Annotated in this window: 21 protein-coding genes; 11 read left to right on the forward strand and 10 right to left on the reverse strand. The window is 69.8% G+C overall.

Annotated features, from left to right (window positions below):
• Positions 1-70 precede the first annotated feature (70 nt).
• Complete coding sequence (gene ligA, locus PV762_RS05520) at positions 71-2,242, forward strand: NAD-dependent DNA ligase LigA (RefSeq protein WP_421034024.1); 2,172 nt, start codon at positions 71-73, stop codon at positions 2,240-2,242.
• 18 nt (positions 2,243-2,260) lie between these two features.
• Here ligA and PV762_RS05525 read toward each other — a convergent pair whose 3' ends face one another.
• Positions 2,261-3,538, reverse strand: coding sequence for an MFS transporter (locus PV762_RS05525; protein ID WP_421034025.1), 1,278 nt, complete (start codon positions 3,536-3,538; stop codon positions 2,261-2,263).
• A gap of 194 nt (positions 3,539-3,732) precedes the next feature.
• Between PV762_RS05525 and PV762_RS05530 the strand changes: the two genes are divergently transcribed.
• Positions 3,733-4,335: a TetR/AcrR family transcriptional regulator gene (locus PV762_RS05530; protein WP_421034026.1), complete on the forward strand. Its 603-nt coding sequence runs from the start codon at positions 3,733-3,735 to the stop codon at positions 4,333-4,335.
• Here the strand turns inward: PV762_RS05530 and PV762_RS05535 are convergent.
• The 3 genes from PV762_RS05535 to PV762_RS05545 form a co-directional block, all read right to left on the reverse strand.
• The gene (locus PV762_RS05535; RefSeq protein WP_421034027.1) at positions 4,286-5,188 is read right to left on the reverse strand and encodes a DMT family transporter; all 903 of its coding nucleotides are present in this window, start codon (positions 5,186-5,188) and stop codon (positions 4,286-4,288) included. The two genes, PV762_RS05530 and PV762_RS05535, sit on opposite strands and share 50 nt — an antisense overlap.
• Entirely contained in the window at positions 5,185-5,745 is a 561-nt protein-coding gene (locus tag PV762_RS05540) for a methylated-DNA--[protein]-cysteine S-methyltransferase (RefSeq protein WP_421034028.1), read from the reverse strand. Before PV762_RS05540 ends, PV762_RS05535 begins: the two co-directional genes overlap by 4 nt.
• A 97-nt stretch (positions 5,746-5,842) precedes the next feature.
• Positions 5,843-7,408 (reverse strand): DNA-3-methyladenine glycosylase 2 family protein, encoded by a 1,566-nt coding sequence (locus PV762_RS05545; RefSeq protein WP_421034029.1) that lies wholly within the window; start codon positions 7,406-7,408, stop codon positions 5,843-5,845.
• Positions 7,409-7,589: 181 nt separating this feature from the next.
• Here PV762_RS05545 and PV762_RS05550 point away from each other — a divergent pair, with 181 nt between their 5' ends.
• Both PV762_RS05550 and PV762_RS05555 read left to right on the forward strand, forming a co-directional pair.
• Positions 7,590-8,978, forward strand: a complete 1,389-nt coding sequence (locus PV762_RS05550; RefSeq protein WP_421034030.1) for a phosphomannomutase/phosphoglucomutase — start codon at positions 7,590-7,592, stop codon at positions 8,976-8,978.
• Positions 8,979-8,985: 7 nt separating this feature from the next.
• The gene (locus tag PV762_RS05555) at positions 8,986-10,299 is read left to right on the forward strand and encodes a 3-deoxy-D-manno-octulosonic acid transferase (RefSeq protein WP_421034031.1); all 1,314 of its coding nucleotides are present in this window, start codon (positions 8,986-8,988) and stop codon (positions 10,297-10,299) included.
• A gap of 33 nt (positions 10,300-10,332) precedes the next feature.
• On the opposite strand, the gene PV762_RS05560 is transcribed toward PV762_RS05555, so the two are convergent.
• The gene (locus tag PV762_RS05560; RefSeq protein WP_421034032.1) at positions 10,333-11,682 is read right to left on the reverse strand and encodes a GTP pyrophosphokinase; all 1,350 of its coding nucleotides are present in this window, start codon (positions 11,680-11,682) and stop codon (positions 10,333-10,335) included.
• 90 nt (positions 11,683-11,772) lie between these two features.
• Between PV762_RS05560 and PV762_RS05565 the strand changes: the two genes are divergently transcribed.
• The 4 genes from PV762_RS05565 (at position 11,773) to PV762_RS05580 (ending at position 14,417) form a co-directional block, all read left to right on the forward strand.
• Positions 11,773-12,048 (forward strand): MASE1 domain-containing protein, encoded by a 276-nt coding sequence (locus PV762_RS05565; RefSeq protein WP_421034033.1) that lies wholly within the window; start codon positions 11,773-11,775, stop codon positions 12,046-12,048.
• Positions 12,023-12,541: a hypothetical protein gene (locus PV762_RS05570; protein ID WP_421034034.1), complete on the forward strand. Its 519-nt coding sequence runs from the start codon at positions 12,023-12,025 to the stop codon at positions 12,539-12,541. The genes PV762_RS05565 and PV762_RS05570 overlap by 26 nt, the downstream gene beginning before the upstream one ends.
• Positions 12,534-14,015 (forward strand): acyl-CoA-binding protein, encoded by a 1,482-nt coding sequence (locus PV762_RS05575; RefSeq protein ID WP_421034035.1) that lies wholly within the window; start codon positions 12,534-12,536, stop codon positions 14,013-14,015. Before PV762_RS05570 ends, PV762_RS05575 begins: the two co-directional genes overlap by 8 nt.
• Positions 14,016-14,162: 147 nt before the next feature.
• On the forward strand, positions 14,163-14,417 hold the full coding sequence (locus PV762_RS05580) for a hypothetical protein (RefSeq protein WP_421034036.1): 255 nt from the start codon (positions 14,163-14,165) through the stop codon (positions 14,415-14,417).
• Between the two features lie 65 nt (positions 14,418-14,482).
• Here PV762_RS05580 and PV762_RS05585 read toward each other — a convergent pair whose 3' ends face one another.
• On the reverse strand, positions 14,483-17,020 hold the full coding sequence (locus PV762_RS05585) for an ATPase, T2SS/T4P/T4SS family (protein WP_421034037.1): 2,538 nt from the start codon (positions 17,018-17,020) through the stop codon (positions 14,483-14,485).
• Positions 17,021-17,188: 168 nt separating this feature from the next.
• Here PV762_RS05585 and pcp point away from each other — a divergent pair, with 168 nt between their 5' ends.
• From pcp to PV762_RS05600, 3 genes are all read left to right on the forward strand, one after another.
• Positions 17,189-17,827 carry a pyroglutamyl-peptidase I gene (pcp, locus tag PV762_RS05590; protein ID WP_421034038.1) on the forward strand — a complete coding sequence of 213 codons (639 nt, stop codon included), beginning with the start codon at positions 17,189-17,191 and terminating at the stop codon, positions 17,825-17,827.
• Positions 17,828-18,038: 211 nt separating this feature from the next.
• Positions 18,039-18,233 (forward strand): hypothetical protein, encoded by a 195-nt coding sequence (locus PV762_RS05595; protein ID WP_421034039.1) that lies wholly within the window; start codon positions 18,039-18,041, stop codon positions 18,231-18,233.
• Complete coding sequence (locus PV762_RS05600) at positions 18,230-20,068, forward strand: DUF692 family multinuclear iron-containing protein (RefSeq protein ID WP_421034040.1); 1,839 nt, start codon at positions 18,230-18,232, stop codon at positions 20,066-20,068. Before PV762_RS05595 ends, PV762_RS05600 begins: the two co-directional genes overlap by 4 nt.
• Here the strand turns inward: PV762_RS05600 and tolA are convergent.
• The 4 genes from tolA to ybgC form a co-directional block, all read right to left on the reverse strand.
• Positions 20,046-20,954, reverse strand: a complete 909-nt coding sequence (gene tolA / locus PV762_RS05605; RefSeq protein ID WP_421034041.1) for a cell envelope integrity protein TolA — start codon at positions 20,952-20,954, stop codon at positions 20,046-20,048. The two genes, PV762_RS05600 and tolA, sit on opposite strands and share 23 nt — an antisense overlap.
• Positions 20,955-20,976: 22 nt before the next feature.
• Positions 20,977-21,417 (reverse strand): protein TolR, encoded by a 441-nt coding sequence (tolR, locus tag PV762_RS05610; protein ID WP_421034042.1) that lies wholly within the window; start codon positions 21,415-21,417, stop codon positions 20,977-20,979.
• Positions 21,418-21,433: 16 nt separating this feature from the next.
• Complete coding sequence (gene tolQ / locus PV762_RS05615) at positions 21,434-22,126, reverse strand: protein TolQ (RefSeq protein ID WP_421034043.1); 693 nt, start codon at positions 22,124-22,126, stop codon at positions 21,434-21,436.
• 122 nt (positions 22,127-22,248) lie between these two features.
• Positions 22,249-22,797 (reverse strand): tol-pal system-associated acyl-CoA thioesterase, encoded by a 549-nt coding sequence (gene ybgC / locus PV762_RS05620; RefSeq protein ID WP_421034044.1) that lies wholly within the window; start codon positions 22,795-22,797, stop codon positions 22,249-22,251.
• Positions 22,798-22,823: the final 26 nt, after the last annotated feature.

Raw genomic sequence — 22,823 nt, forward strand, 5'->3', positions numbered from 1 at the left:
AGAGTTCGAGAAGACAGGGGTGCCGGCTGTGACCGGCGGCGGCTCAGTGGGGGTGCGCCACAATGCGCGCATGACTCCCTCGAGGGCCGCTCCCGTGCCGACTTCCGCACCGACTCCCGCACCGACTCCCGTGACCCCTTCCGCGACACCTCCCGCGACACCTCCCGAGTCGCTTCTCAGTGCCGAACAGGCCGTCGCCCGCGCCGCCGAACTCCGTGACGTGCTGCATCACCACGCCCACCTGTATTACGTGCTCGACACGCCGTCGCTGCCCGACGCCGAGTACGACCGGCTGTTCCAGGAGCTGCAGGCGATCGAGGCCGCGTTCCCCCGGCTGCTGACGCCGGACTCGCCGACGCAGCGCGTGGGCGGGCAGGTGCTCGAAGGATTCGAGCCGGTGAAACACGTCGTGCCCATGCTGTCGATCCGGACCGAGACCGACACCGAGGCCAGCGGCGCGGAGAACTTCGACGCGCGCGTGCGCCGCGAGCTGGATCTGGGCGAGAACGCCGCGCCCATCGAGTACGCGGCCGAGCTGAAGTTCGACGGACTGGCGATCAGCCTGCGCTACGAACACGGCGTGCTGGTGCAGGCCGCCACGCGCGGCAACGGCGAGACGGGCGAGGACGTGACGCAGAACGTGCGCACGATCAAGAAGATCCCGTTGAAACTGACCGGCGACGGCGCGAAGGCGGCGGTGCTGGAGGTGCGCGGCGAGGCCTACATGCGCCGCGACGATTTCGAGGCGCTCAACGAGCGCCAGCGGGCCGCCAACGAGAAGACCTTCGTCAACCCGCGCAACACGGCCGCGGGGGCGATCCGGCAGTTGGATCCGACGCTGGTGCGTCAGCGGCCGCTGAGCTTCTTCGCCTACGGCATCGGCGACACCCAGGGCTGGGAGATCCCGGCCACGCACAGCGGGATGCTGGAAGCGCTGCAAAGCTACGGCCTGCCGGTGAACGCGGACCGCGCCGTGGTGCGCGGCGCCGAGGGCCTGGTGGCTTTCCACCGGTCGATCGGTGAGAAGCGCGACGGGCTGCCCTTCGACATCGACGGCGTCGTCTACAAGGTCAACAGCCGCGAACTGCAGCGGCGCCTGGGCTTCGTGTCGCGCGAGCCGCGCTGGGCGGTGGCGCACAAATATCCGGCGCAGGAGCAGGTCACCCGGCTCGACCGCATCGACATCCAGGTCGGCCGCACCGGCAAGCTGACGCCGGTGGCCAAGCTGGAGCCGGTGTTCGTCGGCGGCACGACGGTCAGCAACGCGACGCTGCACAACCTCTTCGAGATGCGCCGCAAGGGCATCCGCGTCGGGGATCAGGTCATCATCCGGCGCGCCGGCGATGTGATCCCGGAGGTCGTCGGCAAGGTCGACACGACGCGCGCGAACTATGTGCCCAACTTCCGCATGCCCAGGCAGTGCCCGATCTGCGGCAGCGACGTCGTGCGCGAGAAAGGCGGCATCGATCACCGCTGCAGCGGCGGCATCTTCTGCCCGGCGCAGCGCAAGCAGGCCATGCTGCATTTCGCCGGCCGGCGGGCGATGGACATCGAGGGCCTGGGCGACAAGCTCGTCGACCAGCTCGTGGACGGCGGCATCGTCACCAGCCTGCCGGGGCTCTACAAGCTCGGCGTGGCCAAGCTCACCGCTCTGGAGCGGATGGGCGACCGCAGCGCGCTGAACCTGATCGACGCGCTGGAGAAGAGCAAGCACACGACGCTGGCGCGCTTCCTCTTCGCGCTGGGCATCCGGCAAGTGGGCGAGACCACGGCCAAGGACCTGGCGAAGCACTTCGGCAACCTGGACGCGCTGATGGGCGCGACCGAGGAGCAGTTGCTGGCGGTCAAGGACGTCGGGCCGATCGTCGCGAAGAGCATTGCGGCGTTCTTCGCCGAGGCGCACAACCGCGAGGTCGTCGAGCAGTTGCTCGCCGCGGGCGTCGAGTTCCCGCAATCGGAAGGGGCCGCCGCGGCGCCCGCCGGACCGCAGCCGCTGGCCGGCAAGACGCTGGTGCTGACCGGCACGCTGCCGACGCTGTCGCGCGACGAGGCCAAGGAGCTGATCGAGGCCGCCGGCGGCAAGGTCAGCGGCTCGGTCTCCAGGAAGACCAGCTACGTGATCGCGGGCGAGGAGGCCGGCTCCAAGCTGGAGAAGGCGCGCGAGCTGGGCGTCACCGTCCTCGACGAGGAAGGTTTGCAAGCCTTGCTGGCCGCACCGCCGGACGTTGTCGCCGCCGGCTGAGGTTGACGCCCTCGGCCTTCAGGCCGCCGCGGTCTTGCGGCGGATCACCATCGCCATCACCGCCGCCAGCAGGCAGGCTGCGCCGGCGACGTACAGGGCCGGTGCGTAGCTCAGCAGCAGGCTGCGGCTGAGCCCCGCGCCGTAGGCCGCGACCGCCGCGCCGATCTGGTGACCCGCGAAGATCCACCCGAACACCATCCCGACCTTCGCCGCGCCGAAGCGCTCCGCCGTCAGGCGCACCGTCGGCGGGACCGTCGCGATCCAGTCCAGGCCGTAGAACACGGCGAACAGCGACAGGCCGTAGAGCGTGAACTCCGCGTTCGGCAGCCACAGCAGCGACAGCCCGCGCAGCGCGTAGTACCAGCACAGCAGCTTGCGGGTGTCGTAGCGGTCGCTGAGCCAGCCTGACAGGATGGTGCCGATGAAGTCGAAGATCCCCATCATCGCCAGCACCGAGGCCGCCGGCACCGCCGCCAGGCCGTAATCGCCGCACAGCGAGATGAAATGGGTCTGCACCAGACCGTTGGTCGACAACCCGCAGATGAAGAAGGTGCCGAAGAGCAGCCAGAAGGTGGGCTGCGTCGACGCTTCACGCAGCGCGGTGAACGGCGTGAGCCAGCCCACCTTCGCTGCGGGCGCAGCAGGCGCCGCGGCGGCGGCCGGATCGGCGCCGTAGGGCGCGAGCCCCACGTCCGACGGCCGGTCGCGCATGAACAGCAGCACCAGGCTCATCACCGCCAGGCACAGCACGGCCAGCGGCAGCAGCGGCGCGCGCCAGCCCCAGCGCTCGATCATCCAGGCGGCGATGGGCAGGCAGATCAACTGGCCGGTCGCGGCGCTGGCGGTCAGGACGCCCATGATCAGGCCCTTGCGCGTCGCGAACCAGCGGTTGGAGACGATGGCGCCCAGCACCAGCGCCGTCATCCCGCTGCCCAGACCCAGCACCACGCCCCACAGCACGACCAGATGCCACAGCTGCGTGACGAGACCCGCCAGCAGCATACCGCCGCCGACCAGCCCCAGGGCGACGCTGACGACGGCCCGCACGCCGAAGCGCTCCATCAGCACCGCCGCGAACGGTCCCATCAAGCCGAAGAGCGCGAAGCGCAAGGCCAGCGCCGACGAGATCTGGCTGGTGGACCAGCCGAACTCCGTCGCGAGCGGTTGCAGCATCGCGCCCGGCAGGCCCAGCGCGGCCGACATGAAGAGCATTGTGAGGAAGGTGAGCCCGGCGATCACCCAGCTGAAGTGGAGACCCCGATGGGTCAGGCGGCGGGACATGGCGGCGGCGAGCATGCGGCGATCCTTCTTGACCGGGGACGCCGCGTGCGGCGTCCGGGCGGTGGATGGGCAGAATTGGTTTTGATGACGTCCGCCATCGTATCGGCATTCCCGAAGGCTGCTTCAGGTTTGATGATGACCCTATTCAAAATCGTGGCATCGCGCCCCGGCGGGACATTGCGGGCGGGATTTCTACAATGGCGCTCATCATGAAAGTCACCAAAGAGCAATCCGCCGCCAACCGCAAGGCGCTGGTGGACGCGGCGTCCAAGCTGTACCGCGAGCGCGGCGTGGCCGGCGTCGGACTGGCGGAGATCTCGCGCGAGGCCGGCTTCACGCACGGCGGCTTCTATGGGCGCTTCGCGTCGAAGGAGGAGCTTGCCGCCGAAGCCTGCGACGTGGCCTTCGAAGGCTCGCTGGCGCGGCTGGGCGCGCAACTGGCCAGGCATGACGGCGATTACCAGCCGTTCCTCAAGCGCTACTTCGGCGCGGCGCATCGCGACGCGCCGGGCGCCGGTTGCCCGATGGCGGCGCTGGCCGTCGACGCGGCGCGCGACGGCGGCCTGTTGCGCGAATCGATGAGCGGCGGCATCGCCGCCTACCTGCATGAGTTGGCCGTGCACCGGCCCGACGGCACCGTGGTCGACGAGCCGACCGCGGAGGACGAGGCCCGCGCGATCCAGGTCCTGTCGACGATGGTCGGCGGGATGATCCTGGCCCGGGCCTGCGCCGGTGCGGCGCCGGGCCTGTCGGACCGGATCCTCAGGACCTCGCTGGAGGCGTCGCTGGCGGAGCGGCCGAAGGCAGCTTGAGCACGCCCACCGCCAGCGCGGTCCCGAGCAGCACCACGAGGCAGCCGGCGGCCATGCCGGCGCTGAGCGTCTCGCCGAGGAAGATCCAGCCCCACAGCAGCCCGAAGACCGGGATCAGGAAGGTCACCGAGATCGTATTGGTCGGCCCGACGTGCTTCATCAGCCGGAAGAACAGGATGTAGGCCACGCCGGTACACATCAACGCCAGCAAGGCGACCGCGCCCCAGGCGTGGCCGCTCGGCAGCGCCGCCGGACGCAGTACCCAGGCCGGGAGGACGAGCAGCAGTGCCGCGGCGAACTGGCTGCCGGTGGCGACCGCCAGCGGGCTGGCGCCGGAGAGGTAGCGCTTGGAGGCGTTGGCGGCGAGGCCGTAGCTCAGGGTGGCCGCCAGGCAGGCAATGATCGCCAGACCGCCACCGCCCGGCTTGAACGACGCCTTGTCCCAGGCCAGCACGATCACGCCGGCGAAGCCCAGCGCCAGGCCCAGCAGCCGCGAGCCGTTCAGGCGTTGGGCGAACCAGGCCCAGGCCACCAGCGCGCCCCACATCGGGACGGTGGCGTTGAGGATGCTGGACATGCCGGCGTTGATCGACAGCGCGGCGTAGCTGAACAGGGCGAACGGGAGCGCGCTGTTCAGGAAGCCCACCAGCAGCAGCGGCTTCCAGTGGGTGCGCAGGTCGCCGAGACCTTCGCGCAGTCCCAGCAGCGGGATCAGGAACAGCGACGCCCCGGCCACGCGCACGGCGGCCGTCGCGACGGCGCCGAATTCCGGCGCGGCCACTCGCATGAACAGGAAAGAAGAGCCCCAGATGGCGGCCAGGACCAGCAGTTCGATCAGATCGTTTCGCTTCACGCGGTCACCCTGGGTTTGTTGTCCCGGCGCGGGGCCGGCTTGTCGGAAGGCGAGGGGCGAAGCGTAGTCGGAAGACCGCCCTCGATTGTCAGTAGGGCTTCCTTGCGATGCAGGCCGCCGGCGTAGCCGGTCAAACTGCCGTCGGCGCCGACGACGCGGTGGCACGGGATCAGCACCGAGACCGGGTTGCGGCCCACCGCCGCGGCGACCGCACGCACGGCTTCCGGCCGGCCCAGACGACCGGCGAGCTCGCCGTAGGTCACGGTCTCGCCGGCCGGGATGTCGAGCAGCGCCTGCCACACGGCCTGCTGAAAGACAGTCCCCGAGGGCGACATCGGCGGCATCACGGCGACGCGACCCGCGAAGTAGTCCTTCATCGCCGCGACGGTGTCCCGCAGCACGGCGTCGTCATCGTCGCGAGGAGCGCTGAGCGCGCCCGGGTGGTACTTCTGGGCTTCAAACCACAGACCCGACAGACCGTCGGCGTTGCGGGCGATCATCAGGCGGCCGAGCGGGGTGTCGGTCTCGGTCCAGGCGGTGTGGCGGTCGTGCTTCATCGTGTCTCTCCTGGTTGACGGAAGGCCCCCCAACTCCGCTGGGCCAAGCGCGGGCTCTCCACGAGGCAGGGGGCATCCCGTCCGGGAACCCCCAGCCTCATTCCGGCCCCACAGTCCTCGATGGACTTCGAGCGGCCTTGGCAGCGGCGGACTTCGTTGCGGCATCCCGCCATAGTTGCAACACGGCGTAGCTGCGGTAAGGCGCGAAATGCTCGGCGGCGGCAATCAGTTCGCGCGGTCGCAGGGGCGTTCCGGCGCGTTCCTCGAGGCATTGCTTGAGGATCACGTCGCCCGGCAGGTAGGCGTCAGGCCAGCTCCAGCCGCGCATCAACATGTAGTGCGCGGTCCAGGGACCCAGGCCGGGCAGGGCGGCCAGTTCGGCGATCGCGTCCTCCACGGTGCCGCGGCCGTGGGCGAAGGCCAGCGTCGGCCATTGGCGGGCGAGGTGGATCAGCGCTTCGGCCCGGCGGCCGGGCATGCCCAGCGGGGCGACGTCGTCGACCGTCGCGGCGGCCAGCGCGGCCGGCATCGGGAACACATGCGTGATGCCAGGCGGCGCGCCGGCGGCGTCGGGCAGCGGCTCGCCGAACTTGACGATCAATCGCGTGGCCAGCGTGCGCGCGGCGGCGACCGTCACCTGCTGGCCGAGCACGGCACGGATCGCGAGTTCGAAGCGGTCGAGCGTTCCCGGCAGCCGCAGCCCGGCGGCGGCAGGGCCGAGCGTCTCGCCGAGCGCGGTCGCGATGGCCTGCGGATCGGCGTCCAGATCCAGCCAGCGACGCAGGCGCGGCATCAACGGCGCGATCACCGGCCACAGCGAGGGGCTCAACGACAGGCGCACGCGCGGTCGCTCGTCGCCGTCGGCGGGCAGCCGCGCGGACAACCAGCCGAGCACATCGGGCTGACCGGCGCGCACGAAGCGCACGCTGCGCGAGACCGTCAGGCGCTCGACGTCGACCTGCTCAACACCTGGCACCGCGCGGGCGGCGAGGAAATTCAGGAGCGCCGAACTCAGCAGCGGCGGGCGCAGATCCAGGCGCAGTTCGGCGGTGTCGAGCGCGGAGCCCGCCGCGTTGGTCTCGGCCTCCGCGCCGCCCTTGCGCAGGGCGGTCGGGCTCAGCCGGTAGTGCTCCTGGAAGGCCGCGTTGAAGCGGCGCAGGCTGGAGAAGCCTGCCGCCAGGGCGACCTCGCCGATCGGCAGGCGCGTGTCGGTCAGCAACTGCTTGGCCAGCAGCAGCCGTCGGGTCTGCAGGTACTGCAGCGGCGCCACGCCGTGCACGACGGTGAAGACGCGCCGGACATGGCGCTCGCTCACCCCGAGATGTGCGGCGAGCGCCGGCAGCGAGGCTTCTTCCGGCGCGCACTCGTCGAGCCAGCGCGCGGCTTCGCGGGCGAGCACCGCGGCGGCGTCCATCGTGCTCCACGGGCGTGCGGCGGGCGCCAGTTCGGGTCGGCACTTCAGGCAGGGGCGGAAGCGGGCGGCCTCGGCCAGCGTGGCGCTGGGGAAGAACCGGCAGTTCTCGCGCCGCGGCGCGCGCACCCGGCAGATCGGTCGGCAATAGACGCCGGTCGAGGTCACGCCGACGAACCATTGGCCGTCGAAACGGGCGTCGCGCGCCAGCAGGGCCGGGTAGCAGTGGTCGGGGTCGAGGAGGAAGTCCATGGAAAGGATCATAGGAGTCGATGTCCGGCGGTTCTCGCCGTTTTCGGACATGTCCCTGGAGGACCCTGGCCCGGGAATTGCCCTCTCCGGGCCTCCGTGCACCGGGTTACACGGACCTCTCATAGGCGCTGCCTACAATGCGCCCCAGTTTCGAATCTCCACCATTGCTGCAAGGAAGCACATGCAAGTTCACGCATCCATCTTCAAGGCGTACGACATCCGCGGGGTCGTGGGCACGACGCTGGACGAGGCACTGGCCGAGGCGCTCGGCAAGGCCTTCGGCACCGAGGCGGTCCAGCTCGGCGAGAAGGCCGTCGCCGTGGGTCGTGACGGTCGCCTGTCGGGCCCGTCGCTGGTGGCTGCCCTGATCCGCGGTCTGAAGTCGACGGGGCTGGATGTCGTGGACATTGGCGCCGTCACGACGCCGATGCTGTATTACGTGGCCGCGACGCGCGGCAAGCATGGCTGCAACTCCGGGATCATGGTCACGGGCAGCCACAACCCGAAGGACTACAACGGCTTCAAGATGGTCCTGAAGGGGGCTGCCGTCTACGGCGAGCAGATCCAGGGCCTGAAGCGCCGCATCGAGGCCGAGGACTACGCCACCGGTAACGGCCGCGTGGGCCAGATGGACGTGATCCCCGAATACACCCGCCGCATCGTCAAGGATGCGAAGTTGTCGCGCCCGATGAAGATCGTGGTCGACAGCGGCAACGGCATCCCGGGCGCGACCGCTCCGGCGATCCTGCGCGCGCTGGGCTGCGAGGTGATCGACATCTTCTCGAAGGTGGACGGCGACTTCCCCAACCACCATCCGGATCCTTCGCGTCCCGAGAACCTCGAGGACCTCAAGCGCATCGTGCATGCGACCGACGCGGAACTCGGCCTGGCCTTCGACGGCGACGGGGACCGCCTGGGCATCGTGACCAAGGACGGCACGATGATCATGCCGGACCGCCAGATCATGCTGATCGCCGCGGACATCCTGACGCGGCTGCCGGGCTCGGAGATCATCTTCGACGTCAAGTGCTCGCAACGCCTGGGCCCGTGGATCGAAGAGCACGGCGGCAAGCCGCTGATGTGGATGACGGGTCACTCGCTGGCCAAGGCCAAGATGAAGGAAACCGGCGCGCCCCTGGCCGGTGAACTGTCGGGCCACATCTTCTTCGGCGAGCGCTGGTACGGCTTCGACGACGCCATGTACACGGCCGCGCGCGTGCTGGAAATCCTTTCCCGCAGCGACGACCCCAGCCAGGTGCTGCACGACCTGCCCAACAGCGTGAACACGCCGGAACTGAACGTCCCCTGCAAGGAAGGCGAGCACCACGAGGTCGTCGCCAAGCTCAAGGAGATCGCCGAGTTCCCGAACGCCAAGAACATCGTCACGATCGACGGCATCCGCGTGGAATACGACGACGGCTTCGGCCTGGTGCGCGCGTCCAACACGACGCCGGTGCTGGTGCTGCGCTTCGAAGGCCACACGCAGGAAGCGCTGGAGCGCATCCAGAAGGAAGTGCTGGCCCAGCTCAAGCGCGTGAAACCGGACATCACCTTCACCGCCGGCCACTGATCGTCCCTTGCCCGCCGATTCGTTCAAGGAGCGCCTGGCGCGCGGCGTCTTCAGCACGGTGCTGAGGCTCGCCTCGCCGGCGTACTTCCTGCGCCTGTTCCTGCGCGGGCGCCAGGAGCCGCTCTACGCGGCGCATCCGGGCGAGCGCTTCGGCTTCGGCGAGGCGATCGCGCCCGGCGCGGTCTGGGTGCATGCGGTCTCGCTCGGCGAGACGCGGGCGGCGGCGGCGCTGATCGAGCGTCTGCGACAGGAGCGTCCGGGCCTGCGGCTGCTGCTCACGCACACGACGGCGACCGGCCGGGAGGCCGGCCGCGCGCTGCTGCGCGAGGGCGACACGCAGCGCTGGCTGCCCTTCGACACGCCGGGCGCGGTGCGCCGTTTCCTGAAGCGCACGCGGCCGTCGGTCGGCGTGCTGATGGAGACGGAGATCTGGCCCAACGTGCAGCACGAGTCGCAACGGGCGGGCGTGCCCATGGTCCTGGCCAACGCACGGTTGTCCGCGCGCAGCCTGCGGCGAGGCGAGAAGTTCACGGCGCTGCTTGCGCCGGCGGCGCGCAGCCTCCGGCTGGCGCTGGCGCAGACGGCTGACGATGCGGACCGCCTGCGGCAGGCCGGCGTCGAGGACGTCCGCGTCTGCGGCAACCTGAAATTCGATCTTCAGCCCGATGAGGCGCTGCTCGCGCGCGGTCGGGCCTGGCGCGGCGGACTGAATCGGCCGGTGGTGATGCTGGCCGTCTCCCGGGAAGGCGAGGAGGCCGCGATGCTGGCCGCCTGGCAGGCGGCATCGCAGGCGAGGGCGGCGGCGGGATCACCGCTGCTGCTGATCGTGCCGCGGCATCCGCAGCGCTTCGACGAGATCGCTGCGATGGTCGGCGATGCGGGCCTCACGCTCGCACGACGCAGCGCCTTCGGTACCGGCGACATCGCCACGCCGCCGTTGAGCGCTGGCGTGGCGGACGTGTGGCTGGGCGATTCGATGCGCGAGATGGCGCTGTACTACGGCCTGGCCGAGGTCGCGCTGCTGGGCGGCAGCTTCGAGAAGCTGGGCGGCCAGAACCTCATCGAGACGGCCGCCTGCGGCGTCCCGCTCTTCATGGGGCCGCACACCTTCAACTTCGCCGAGGCGGCCGAGCTGTCGCTGCAGGCCGGCGCTGCGCGCCGTGTTGAGACGCTCTCGCAAGGCCTGGCGCAGGCGTTGACCTTGCTCACGAAGGCGGACGAGCGCGATGCGATGGCTGCGGCGGCTACAGCCTTCGCCGCGGCGCACCGCGGCGCGGCGGCGCGGATGGCGGCGCCTATCCTGGCGCTGCTGGACTGCTAGGGCCAGGTCTTGCGCCTGCCCGGCAGCCATGCGTCAGAGCTCCTCGACGGCCGGGACGGAGAGCCACTTCTCGAATTTCTTCCTGGCAAGCGTCGTCAGGATGCCCTGGAACAGCGTCTTGTCGCCGAGATAGAGGCTGTGACGGATGACGGTAAAGGGGTTCATCCGGTTTTCAGAACCCTCTTCAAAGTGCACTTGGTACCGTTTGACGATGCCGATGTTCTCGCGCAGGTATTGGTTGAACTCCGAGCGTGAAATGGACGGCTGCGCCGTGACGATCTCCTGAACGAAGCCATCCACCTTCTGCGGTTCGAAGTCGAAGGCGGGGAAGAAATGGCTGGCGATCTTCAGGAAATTGAATGCGTTGAGCTGCGCGCTGCGACGCTCGATGGCCGGGGATGCGGCAGGCGCGGTACGCGGCGCCTCAACGCGCACCATACCGTTGGTGCCGTCCGGAACCGCGGCGTCGGCAGGTTCCGCCGGCTCGTCTTCCTCCTTCTGGATCTCCTCGTCGGTGGAGTCCCGAATCTGCCGGAACTCCCGGTCGGCCAGCTCGAAGAGCGCGGCCAGCGTGTTGATCCGGCGCTTCAGATGGTTGGGAATGGATTTCTTGTACTTGATCTTGTGATCCAGCACGCTCCAGGAGTCCTGCACGATCGTCCGGACCTGCACTTCGAACTGAAGGTCCGCATAGGCCCGGTACTCGGGCAACTCCAGCCGCGGGTTCTTGAGCTTGAGATCGAAATGCAGGCCCTTGTAGCCGAACGAGGCCTCCGTGTTCTCGATGGTCGAGATCTTGTCGGTGACTTCGACCACCTCGAACTCGCTCTGGAGAATCGCGCCGATCTTCTCGATGTCGTCCTCATAGAGGCAGACGATGCGCAGGCCGACCAGGTCGCTGAAGTGGTTCCTGATCTCGTACGCCGTCGAGCCGGCTTCCAGGGCTTGACGGTATTTGAGATTGAATTTCTTGATGCACTCCTCGCGGTCCTTCAGCCGCGACTCGATCTTGGAGAAGGGCACCGAGCCGAGTTGCGGGAGCAGATCCGTGAGGAGGCTGACCAGCGACCTGCTGGCGTTCTCCAGCATCGCCGAATTGGCGTCGTAGAACACACGGAACTGTGCCTTCTCGCCCTCGAAGTCCAGACTCGCCATGGTTCTCCTCTCCCTTGCGATCGCGGGCTTCCAACCGGCGACCGTCTCATCGATCGAGTCGCAGGGGCGCAGCGGCCCTGCGACACCTGTACAGCGCTCAGTCCGGAAACGGGCGCGCTCGTGCTCGCGCCCATCATCGCACCGTGCGCCGGCCTCAGTCGTCGGCAACGGAGAGGCCCGGTCCAGGGAAACGCTGCACAACTCCCCGCAGCCGCCGCGGCGAGTCATGCGGCGCGGGCCCGGCAAGACCTGACGCGCTTGCCCTGACGCAAATCCTCACGCTATCCTGCTCCGCGACCTGGGCGTGAGGGAGCATCAATGCAACATCTGATGAAGGCCGCCTTGGTGGCCCTGCTGTGGCTGGCGGCGGCCCTGTTGTCGCGGTCGATGGCCCATGCCGCGACGCAGACCACGCTGGTCTGGCTGAGCAGCGGCATCACGTTCGCCGCTCTGCTGGTCACCGCCCGCTGGGCCTGGCCGGCGCTCCTGGCGGGTGCCGGGGTGGCCGCGACCGTGTGGGGCCTGGTGGATCACCGGCTCGGGGTCGGTCCGGCACTGGCGTTCGCCGGTGTCGAGGTGTCCAGCATGGCATGAAAGCTTCCGCGGCGAGGCCGTCGTCGAGGTGCAGGGCTTCGTGATGGTGTGGGCGGCCGTGCTGCTGGTGACCCGCGCGCTGGCCGAGGGGCGCCGCGCCGCGCTGGCCCGCGCCGACGAGTGGCACCTGCGTTACGAGCGCACGCTGCGGGCCGTGGGCGTGGCCAGCGTCGAGTACGACGCCACCACCGGCCGGGCCACCTGGGGGGCGGGTGCCGACCAGGTCCTGGGCCGCGTGGCATCGGCCGCCGTCAATATCCAGGAATGGCTCGACTTGATCGACCCCGCGGAACGCGGCCTGGTGGAAGCCGCCTGGCAGGCGGTGGCGCAGGGCGTGCGCGCCTCCAGCGAGCAGGCCTACACGCTGCGCCTGCCGGGCGGACAGGTGCAGCGCGTGCGCGAGCGGCTGGCCGCGGTGCCCGGCGGCGACGGTCGGGTCGAGCAGGTCGTGGCCCTGCTGAGTCTGGCGGCCGGGGAGAAGCCCCATGGCTGAGCCGGCCGTCTTCCTGATCCACGGCCTCTGCGGCACGCAGTACGACCTGGGCTCGATGCACAAGCGCCTGAAGAACGCAGGCTTCGTCACCTACTCGATCACGCTGCCGGGCCATGGCGGTCAGCCGTCCGACCTGCTCGGCGTGCGCGCCGAGGACTGGCTGGAGGCGGTCCGGGCCAAGTACCGCGAGATCGTCGACCAGCACGAGGTGCTCCATGTGATGGGCATGTGCATGGGCTCGCTGCTGGCCATCGAGACCTGCAAGCGCGAACGGCACGACAAGGGACGCCTGGTCGCGCTGGCGCCGCCGGTCTTCATCGACGGCTGGTCCACGCCCTGGTATCGCGGGCTGCGCCACCTGCTGTACCTGGTGCCAGGCGTGACGGACCGGATGCGCGTGGACGAGGAGGATCCCTACGGCATCAAGAACGATCAGCTGCGCGCCATCGTGCGCGCCAAGTTCGAGCGCGGCGATGCCTTCGCCTACAGCTGGGTCCCTCTGGCCTGCATCCGCGAGGTGGATCGCCTGCGCCGCTTCGTGAGGAAGGACCTGACCCGCATCCCCTGTCCCACGCTGGTGATCCATGCGCGCGAGGATGAATTGACCAGCGTCCGCTCCGCCAATTTCCTCGTCGAGCACATCGGCGCAGGCAAGCGCGCCGGCCAGGCGCGCATGGTGATCCTGGAGAACAGCTATCACCTGATCTGCGTGGACAACGACAAGGAGATCGTCGCCCAGCGCACCCTGGAATTCTTCGGCGCCAGCGACGCCGGCCTGGGCATGAGCCGCGACGATCCGCGCATGAGCCGCGAGGCGATCGATGCGCTGCTGGCCGCCGTCCGCGCGGATCTGGAGCGCGCCGATTTGGCCGCCTTGTACGAGCGCGGCATCCCCGACTTCGCCTGGTACCAGCCGGGCCACAACCGCAGCACCGGCATCTTCCGCGGCGGCAAGGGCCTGGCGCGCCTGCAGGCTTGGGCGGGCGAGGGGCTGACGTTCACCGCTTTCGGCACGCCGGTGCTCAATGCCGGCATGGCGGTGCTGCCGACGACGCTGAAGGCCGGTTCACTGGCCTCCCAGGGCGTGCTGGCGATCAGCCTGCATCAGGGGCGGCTGATCGAGGCGCGATGGTTCCCGGACGAGCCCGCGCTGGAGGACGCGCACTTCGGCGGCGAGCCCGTGCCCGATGGCCCCAGCCCGGCCGAAGCGGCCTTCGAGGCCGCGGCCGCGCTGTCCCGGACGCTCGCCAGGGCGCCCGATGAGGCCAGTCTGCTGCGGCTGTATGCGCTGTACAAGCAGGGCAGCCTCGGCGACGCCTCGGGCGAGCGGCCGGGCGTCCTGGACGTGGTGGGGCGGGCGAAGTACGACGCCTGGGCGAGCCTCCAAGGTCGGCCGCGCGAGCAGGCCATGAGCGAGTACGTCGCGCTGGTGCAGCAGCTCAAGGCTGCCGATGCCCAGGCCGTCGCGGCCTGAGTCCGAAAGGCCAGGAAGGGCCGAATGGGCCGAATGGGCCGAATGGGACGGCGCCGGCGCCGGCCTGTGTGTGCCGGTGCACAGACGGCGCGGGCGGATGCCCGCAACCTGATCTCCCATGGTGATGCGTCAGCGTCAGGAGACAGAGTGAAGCCAGCCGCGTTCTACGACCCGAGTTCCGGATCCATCCGCTTCTGGGTGCTCGTTGGCGAGCAATTCATCGGCGCCTCCGTCCGGCGCGAGACGCTGCACTATCGCTACAGCCCCAACGGCACGAACGACGATCCGCTGCAGACCTATGAGGCTCACGCCGACGAACTCGGCGGAATCGTCCGACGCCGCGTCGCCGGCGGCTCTCGCGAGCCCATCATGCTGCGCGATCACGACCTGAAGGCCGAATAGTCACTCGCGGGCCACTCGCCGGCCACTCGCGATGCCACCTCGCGGCAGCGCCCCGCGACGGGCGGCTACTGGTTGCTGGTCGACCGGACCTCGCCGAGCGTCGTGACCCCTTGCAGGACTTTCGCGATCCCATCCTGTCTCAGCGTCGTCATGCCTTCGGACATGGACAGATGCATGAGCTCTTCCGCGCGCCCGCCGGTCTGGATGAGGCGGCGGATGGGCCGGGTGACGGTCAGCAGCTCATGCAGGCCCGCGCGGCCCTTGAAGCCGGTGTGGTCGCACTTGTCGCAGCCGGGCGAGTGGTACTGAAGCAGGTTGGGCTGGCCGTACTGGCCCTTCCACTCGGCGAGGACCTTCTCGCGGTCCGGCCGGTTGTCGGCCGAGAACACATGCAGGTAGTCGTCGAGCAGCTCGTTGAGGGTCGCGTCCGACATCGGTTCGGACTTGCGGCAGGACGGGCAGATGCGCCGCACCAGCCGTTGCGCCAGCACCGCCAGCAGCGAGTCGGCGAAGTTGAACGGATCCATGCCCATGTCCAGCAGCCGCGTGACCGTCTCCGGCGCGCTGTTGGTGTGCAGCGTGGAGAGCACGAGGTGACCCGTCAGCGAGGCCTCGACCGCGATCTCCGCGGTTTCCTCGTCGCGGATCTCGCCCACCATGATCACGTCCGGGTCCGCGCGCAGGAAGGCGCGCAGCGCCTTGGCGAAGGTCCAGTCGATCTTCGGATTGACCTGCACCTGGCGCAGGCCCGCCTGCGTGATTTCGACCGGGTCCTCGGCCGTCCAGATCTTGCGTTCCGGCGTGTTGATGTTGGCCAGCACCGAGTGCAGCGTCGTCGTCTTGCCCGACCCCGTCGGGCCGACGCACAGCACCATGCCGTACGGCCGCTCCGAGGCCGCCTTCAGCTCGCGCAGGTTGCGCTCCGAGAACCCCAGCTTCTCCATCGGGATCGGCTTGGCCGACGCCAGGATCCGCATCACCACGTCCTCGAGGCTGTTGTTGGTCGGGATGGTCGCGACCCGCAGCTCGATCTTGTGGCGTTCCGAGAACTTGGCGAAGTTGATCTTGCCGTCCTGCGGCTTGCGACGCTCGGAGATGTCGAGGTCGCACATGATCTTGATCCGCGCGATCAGCGCGCTGCGGTAGGTGTGCGGCAGCTCCAGGTGAGGCTGCAGCACGCCGTCCTTGCGGAAGCGGATCTTGACCTTCTCCTTGCCCGGGTAGGTCTCGATGTGGATGTCCGACACGTTCTGGTTGTGCGCGTCGATGATCATCGTGTTGATCAGGCGCACCAGCGAGTTGTCGCTCTGCTCGATCTGCCGGTCCTTCTCCTCTTCGCGCGCCGTCTCGCGGGCGGACTGCTCCTGGCCTTCGCGCTCCAGCGTCTCGATCAGCTTGTCGGAGCTGTCGAGCTCGAAGTCCATCGTCAGCGCGGGCAGGGCGCTGCCCAGGGCGGACACCGGCTGGTTGCCGAAACGCTCATAGGCCGAGGGGATCGCGAACATCAGCGAGCCCAGCCGCGCCAGCGCCGGCACCACCTTGAGCTGGGTGATGAACTCGACCTCGTCGATGCAGTCGCGCCGCGTGGGATCTTCCATCGCGACGATCAGACGGCCGTCGCGCAGCACGAGCGGCAGGACTTCCAGTCGCTTGGCGACGGAGAACGGCAGCTTGCGCACCGAGTCCGGCTCGATCGCGAAGTTGTCCGCGTCGACCAGCGGATAGCCCATCTTGCGCGCCAGCGCCGACTGCAGCTGCGCGCGCGTCACGATGCCCTTGCGCACCAGCAGCTCGCCCAGCGGCACGGAACGGTCCTGCTTCTGCTGCGCCAGCGCCTCGTCCAGCTGCGGCTGCGTGACCAGCTCCAGCGCCAGCAGCGCCTCGCCGATGCGCACCATCGGCATCTTGGCCTGCTGCTCGATCGCCTGCATCAGCTGCTCGGCGCTGACGATGTGCGTCGCCACCAGGATGTCGCCGACGCGGCGGTCGCGCAGTTCGCGCTGTTCATCGGCGGCGGCGTCGACCTGCGCCTGCGTGGCCACTTCCTGGCGCACCAGCAGGTCGCCGATGCGCTCGCCGACCTCGAAGCTGACCAGCACCTCGCGCGGCACGAACATGCAGCGCACCCAGTCGCTGGTCTCGCTCACCGGCGGAAACAGGAACAGGCCCAGATCGGTCTCGTGGTGACCGATGGTCGTCCCCTTCTGTTCCTCGCCGCCCTGGTAGACCAGCTTGAAGTCGCTGCGCGGGCGCTGGTCCAGCGACATCGCGTCGTTCATCGTGGCCGGATCGCGCGGCGGGACCTCGATCGCGTGCAGCAGCTTGAGCGCCTTGAACTGCGAGAACTTCAGCGGCATCGCGTTGCGCGCCGGCGGCACGACGACCTGCGCCAGCCGCTCCGACGGGACCATCAGGATCACCTTGCCGACCGTGCGGCTGCCGTTCAATCCCATGATCTCGCAGGCCTGGGGTTCGCGCTGCGGACGAGGCCGCGGGTACGCGGCGAAGGGGGGCGTGGGCCACTCGAACTGCGGTGCCGCTTCCGCTGGCGCGCTGCCTGGCTGGGCTGTGGGCCATTGAAGCGGCACGGACGGGTCGGTCATCTGGCGGTCTCCGCGGGAATTTGTATCTGGACAGTCTCGAGGCGGGAGATTAACCCGTTTGAAGAGGGGTCACTACCCAGATAAGCAGGTGGCATGCCTGCTTGGCGCAGTGTGCGAACGCGCCGGATGGCGCCCGGGGGGTCAGGCGTCGCGTCTAGACTTGTCCCCATGAAGAACCTCCTGGTCACGGGCTTCGACCCGTTCGGCGGCGAAGCGATCAACCCGTCCTGGGAACTGGCGCGCTCGCTCAACGGCGAGGTGATCGCCGGCGCTCGCGTCGTGGCCGTGCAGCTCCCTTGCGTGTTCGGCGAGGCGCTGCAGCGGCTGGACGAGGCGCTGTTGCGCGTGCGGCCCGCGATGGTGCTGGCGATCGGCCAGGCCGGCGGCCGCTGCGACCTGTCGCTGGAGCGTGTCGCGATCAACGTGGACGATGCGCGCATCCCGGACAACGCCGGCGCGCAGCCGGTGGACGAACCCATCGTGGCGGACGGTCCGGCGGCCTTCTTCTCCACGCTGCCGATCAAGGCGATCGTCGCCGGGCTGCGGGCGGCGGGATATCCCGCGTCGGTCTCGCAGACGGCGGGCACCTTCGTCTGCAATCACCTGTTCTACGGGCTGCAGCATCGGCTGGCCGGCCAGGACGTGCGCAGCGGGTTCATGCACATCCCCTATCTGCCGGAGCAGGCCGCCCGCCATCCCGGCGCGCCCAGCCTGCCGTTGACCACGCTGGTCGCGGCGACGCGGCTGGCCGTGGCACTGGCCGTCACCGCGCAGGAGATCCGTGCGGGCGGCGGACAGCTGGACTGAGGGCCGGCGGGCGAGCGCGCGAATTCCCTGACGGTTCTCGGGACGGCGCCCCGGCGCTTGACCGATGTCAACGAACCGCCGTGGCGCGCAGGGCCAGGGGACGGGATGGCCCAACTGAGGGCCCAGGCGTGGCGAGGCCGATGGAGATGTCGGGTATCGCGCGCGCCGCCTTCCACCTCTGCGGGCATGGCCCCGCTCATCGGAGTCATCCATGACCATTCGCCAGATCGTGCTCGCGGCGCTGACGGCCGCCCTGTCCGCGGGCGCTTCGGGTGTCGGCCAGGGCGGACGGGCCCGGGCGGCCCGCTACGACCTGATCGAGGCCGGGCCCCACGAATGCGCCGGCCCCTCGGCGGGGGACCGCGCGCCCGACGAATGGGCGTACGCCCCGCAGGGCGCCCGATGAGGCGGGGCGCCACCTTGTGGCCGGTCGCGGTCGGGATCGGCTGGCGTCAGCCCCATTACCGCGAGGTGATGGCGCGGGGTCCCCTGGATCTGGACTTCCTGGAAGTGCCCACCGAGGACTTCCTCGCCCCCGGCGTCGCCCGGCGGCAGCTCCTGCTGGACGCCGCCCGGCGATTCCCGATCAGCCTGCACGGCACGGGACTGGGCCTGGGGTCGGCGGCCGGCGTCGACGTCCGCCACCTTCAGCGCGTACGCGCGCTGGTGGAGGCGGTCAAGCCGGCGGCGGTGTCGGAACACGCCGGATTCGCGCGGGCGCGGAATGGCCTCGCGACCGTGCACGCGCATGAGCAGCTCCCCGTGCCGTTCAGCGCGCGCGGCCTGTCCTTGCTGGCCTCGCAGGTCGACACGGTCCAGCAGTGCCTGGGGCGCCAGATCCTGGTCGAGAACCTCGGCGCCTACCTGGCCTGGGAGGAGGACACGATCCGCGAAACGGATTTCTTCAACGCCCTGGCGGATGGCACCGGCTGCGGTCTGCTGCTCGATCTGACCAGCCTGTTCGTCAACGCGCTCAACCGCGGGCGTGACGAGGAGGCCGCGTTGCGGGAGAGCCTCGCCTGGCTGGACGGCGTGGACGCGTCCGCGGTCGGGCAGTACCACCTGTCGGGCCATTCCCGGGCGGAGGGGATGGTCGTCGCCGACCATGGCGGTGACGTCGGCGAGCCGGTGTGGGCGCTGTACCGCCACGCGCTGGCGCGCATCGGCGCCCGGCCGACCTTGATCGAACGGGACCACGCGCTGCCGGCGCTCGCGGTGCTGTGCGAGGAGGTCGCTCGGGCCCGGACGGCGCAGTCCGCGTTCGATCGGGAACACATCGCGCCGCCGCCGCCGCGGCCATCGTCGCGCCTGGAGGCCGCGCGGGCGGCGGCGCAGGCCGGGGACCGCGGGGGGCGCCGGGGCGCGGTCCCAGGGAAGGCGGCGACGAAGCCAAGCGCGGACATGCAGACCATCGGCTCTTGCGTCGCCGGCACGGCGCTGGCCGACCTGCAGTCCGGCCTGATCGCGGCGCTGCTGACCCCGCCGGGCGCGGATGCCGCGTTGCAGACGCCCGCCGGCCTGCGTGCGCCGGCCGGTATCGACGGGGGAGTGCCGCGGGTCCTGCGCGCCTACCAGGCGCATGGCAGCGCCCAGGCCGAGCGCGCGCTCGCGGCGGTGTATCCGCGTCTGCGCGATCGCGTGGAGGAGCACCAGTCCGGCAGCTTCTCCGCGTTGGCCTGGGCCTGTTGGCGGCATCATCCGCCGGTCGACGGCGATCTGGGCGAGTGGGGCGAGGCGCTGATCGGGCTGCTCGCCGGGGCGCAGGCGCAAGGACTGCCGCCGCTCTGGACGGCGCTGGCCCGGGTCGAATGGGAACTGCACCGGGTGGCCCGCATCGAGGAACCGCGGCAGGACCTGAACTCGCTGGCGCTGCTGGGTCGCCTGCCGGCCGGATCGGTGCGGCTCGTGCTGGCGGACCATGTCGCGCTGCATGGGGGCGACACCGCCGGTGATCAGGCCCTGCTCGAACTGGCGGGCGAGTCCTTCGGCGACGGGCCGCGCGCCTCGCTGATGGTGTGGCGCGACGGGTGGGGCGGCCGGTCGATCGCGCTCGACGGCCTGACGACGCGCTGGCTGGAATCGCTGCGTGCCGGGTTCGACCTGGAGCGCGCCCTGCTGGCGGTCGGCACCGCCTTCGACTTCAGCGCCTGGCTGTCGGCGGGCGTCTCGCGCGGGTGGCTGGCCCGCGTCGAGACCGTCCAGACCGCGGAGACGGCCGTCATTCCCTGGGGCGGAAGGTGATGATCATCACCTTGGGCACGGTGCCATCGGTGTCCGCCGGGAAGGTCTCGGTCTTGTCGAGTGCCCGCAGCACGGCGCTGTCGAAGTCCGGCAGGCCGCTCGACTTGACGACCTTGCGCCCGATGATCGAGCCGCCGGGCCCCGTGCGCACCTCGACTTCGGCTTCCGGATTCGAATCGCCACCCGGATCGTTGTAGATGATGTTCGGACGCACGCGGGCCTTGATCCGGCCGGCGTAGTTGGCCGACGGTCCCGAGCTTCTCGCGGCCGTGCCGGTCGCCCCCGGCGCGCCGGTGCCGCCCGCCATGCCCTGGATGCGGCGCAGGTTCTCCTGGCGCTGCGCCTCGGCCTTGGCCTCGGCGTCCTTGCGCGCCTTCTCGGCCTTGGCCTTGTCGGCGGCCTTGTCCTTGGCCTCGTCCTTTTTCGCCTGCTCTTCCTTGGCCTTGCGGTCGCGTTCCTTCTGGTCCGCTTCGTCCTTCCTGCGCTGCTGTTCCTTGCGCTTGTCCTCGGCCTCGCGCTGCGCCTGCTCTTCCTTGAGCTTGCGTTCCTTGGCCTTGGCGATCGCAATGTCGGCGTCGCGCTCGGCCTGGACTTCCTGCGGGGTCGGTTGTTGCGGCTTCGGAGGCTCGGGCTGAGGCTTGGGCGGTTCGGGCTGCTGTTCGGTCGGCAACTGCTCCTTGGGCGCGGCGGCCTGCGGGATGGCGGACCACAGTTCCGCATCCATCGCCGGCACCGGCGCCGAACGCCAGCTCACGCCGAAGCTCAAGGCGGCCACGAGCAGCACGTGGGCGACGATCGCGAAACTGAAGCCGCGTCCCAACCCGGGCGCGGGCGGCGGCCGCAAGGGATCGCGGTCCGGGTGGAATCGGGAGACCATGGTGCTCATCGCTGCGGATCGTTTCCCGGTCTCAACGGTCGGCCGGGGCGCCGTTCTTCACGGACAGCCCGACGCGCTGGATGCCGGCGCGCTGCAGCACGTCCATCGTCTTGACGACGGCCTCGTACTTGACGTTGCGGTCGGCGGAGATCACGACCGGCGTGGCCGCATCGCCCTTCTGCGCGTCCTTGACGCGCGCGGCCAGCGCCTTGAGCGGCACCGGCGACGGGTCCTGGTCGCCGTCGAGCTTGATCTTGAGCTGCTCGTCGGTGCCGACGATCACCTGGATCACGTGCTGCGGCTGCGTGCGGCTGGAGCCGACGCTGGGCAGGTCGACGACGCCGGTGGTGATGAGGGGCGCGCTGACCATGAAGATGATCAGCAGCACCAGCATGACGTCGATGAACGGGACCATGTTGATCTCGTTCATCGTGCGGCGGCGCGAACCGCCGCGGGAGGACATCGCGGGCATGGGCCGGGCCTCCGGATCAGCGCTGCGCGGCCGGCGCGGGCTGGCCGGCGTTGCGCTGCAGGATGTTGGAGAACTCCTCGATGAAGGTCTCCAGCGTGATGGCGTTGCGGTCGATCTGGCGCGCGAAGCGGTTGTAGGCCAGCACCGCCGGGATCGCGGCGAACAGTCCGATCGCGGTGGCCACCAGCGCTTCGGCGATGCCCGGCGCGACGGTGGCCAGCGTGACCTGGGTCAGGTTGGACAGGCCGACGAAGGCGTGCATGATCCCCCAGATGGTGCCGAACAGGCCCACGTACGGCGAGACCGAGCCCACCGACGCCAGGAAGGACAGGTGCGATTCCATCGCGTCGAGTTCGCGCTGGAAGCTGGCGCGCATCGCGCGGCGGGCGCCGTCGAGCAGCTGGCCGGAGTCGACCACGCGCTTCTCGCGCAGCTTCAGGAACTCGCGCATGCCGGAGGCGAAGATGCGCTCCAGCGGGGCGCCGTCGGCGCGGTTCGAGACGCTGTTGTAGAGGTCGTTGAGGTTCTTGCCGGACCAGAACTCCTGCTCGAAGCCCTCGTTGCGGGAGCGGATGCGGCCGAGCGAGATGAGCTTGCTGAAGATCACGCTCCAGCTGGCCAGCGACACCAGCAGCAGCGCGGCGATCACCAGCTGCACCGTGAGGCTGGCATGGGCGATCAGGGAAACGATGGAGAGGTCTTGGTTCATGAGGTCGACGGGCGGTGGTCGGGGATCAAGGGCGGATCGACGGTGGAGATCCATCCTGGAATTGTGACAAGTCTGGCGGGGTCCCTGGCAAACGACGGACCAGCCACATGCAAAGAAGCGTGTCAGCGGGCGGGGGGCGAGGGCGCCACGGCGCCCGGGGCGGGCTGCAGCGCTTGCAGGATGCGTGCCGGGATGCGCGCGGGTTTCAGGCTGATGGCGTCGACGCAGCCGATGCGGATGCGGCCTTGCGTGAGCAGCTGTTCGCCGCGCCAGACCTGCTGGTCGATCACGAGGCTCGCCCGACCGACCTCGGCCGGCACGACGCTGACGCGCAGCCAGTCGTCCAGCCGCGCCGGCGCCAGATAGCGCAGGGCGGTGTCGCTGACGACGAACATCAGCCCCTCGTCGCGGCGCATCGCCTCCTGCTCGAAGCCCAGGCCGCGCAGCCATTCCGTGCGGGCGCGCTCCATGAACTTCAGATAGTTGGCGTAGAAGACGACGCCGCCGGCGTCGGTGTCTTCCCAGTAGATGCGCAGCTCGTGATGGTGGACGGCCAGCGCCGGCGAGGCGCCGGAGACGGCGAGCGGGCCGCCGAGCAGGGCGGGGACCGTGGCGGCGACGCCGTCGGCGCGAGGATCCGAATCGGGATCGGAAGGGGAACCGGAACTCATGCCGGGATGATAGGGCGTCTGGCGGC

This window comes from Mitsuaria sp. CC2 (assembly GCF_048957715.1).
Classification (GTDB): domain Bacteria; phylum Pseudomonadota; class Gammaproteobacteria; order Burkholderiales; family Burkholderiaceae_C; genus Roseateles.